Source organism: Microbacterium sp. zg.Y909 (genome assembly GCF_024626565.1).
The window spans coordinates 1-797 of sequence record NZ_JANJFJ010000716.1; the positions used below are offsets into that span (position 1 = coordinate 1).

General features: G+C 69.1%; 2 protein-coding genes. Both read left to right on the top strand.

Annotated features, from left to right (window positions below; genetic code table 11):
- Positions 1-159: 159 nt before the first annotated feature.
- Positions 160-528, top strand: coding sequence for an FKBP-type peptidyl-prolyl cis-trans isomerase (locus NQ160_RS24355; protein WP_257494966.1), 369 nt, complete (start codon positions 160-162; stop codon positions 526-528).
- 147 nt (positions 529-675) lie between these two features.
- On the top strand, positions 676-797 hold a 122-nt coding region (locus tag NQ160_RS25045; protein WP_374113716.1), incomplete at its 3' end, for a DUF2776 family protein.

The window sequence follows — 797 nt, forward strand, 5'->3', positions numbered from 1 at the left end:
GACGACGTCCCGTCAACGGCTCAGCGCCCGGTGCCGCGGCGATGCCTGCGTGTCTCCCGAGCGCTGAGTCGATATGCCTCAATGATCCTCCGGCACTCAGTGGGTGTCAAGCGAGCGTGGCGCGTTGACCGCACCCAGCGCCTCGGGTTGGATGGGGGCATGACTGACAACCGAAGCAAGCCCGAGTTCGACGCCCCGACGGGACCGGCTCCCTCCGAGCTGGTCATCCGTGACCTCATCGTCGGCGACGGCCCCGAGGCGAAGCCCGGCGACACCGTCACCGTCCACTACGCGGGCGTCGAGTACGACACCGGCGAGGAGTTCGACTCGTCGTGGAGCCGCGGTGAGAGCATCCAGTTCCCGCTGCGCGGCCTCATCCAGGGGTGGCAGGACGGCATTCCCGGCATGAAGGTCGGCGGTCGCCGCGAGCTGATCATCCCGCCGCACCTGGCCTACGGACCCGCCGGTGGCCACTTCCTCGGCGGCAAGACCCTCGTCTTCATCATCGATCTGCTCGCCGTCGGCTGAGCACCGGATCGACCCTGCGGAGGGGCGGATGCCACGGCATCCGCCCCTCCGTCGTTCCCCGGTGTGCTCTTGCGGTAGGGTGCGCGCGGTCCTACCTTGTAGCCCTCCGCACCGCGGTTCGGCGGTGCCGGCGGAAGGACATGTCGCATGAACTTCGGTGTCAGCATCCTGTTCCGCGCCATCCCGCTCCTGATGGGAGCGGTCTGCCTCAGCTTCGGCTGGTACGTCTTCGCCGGGGGCGACGACCCTGCCCACCGGACGGCGGGCCA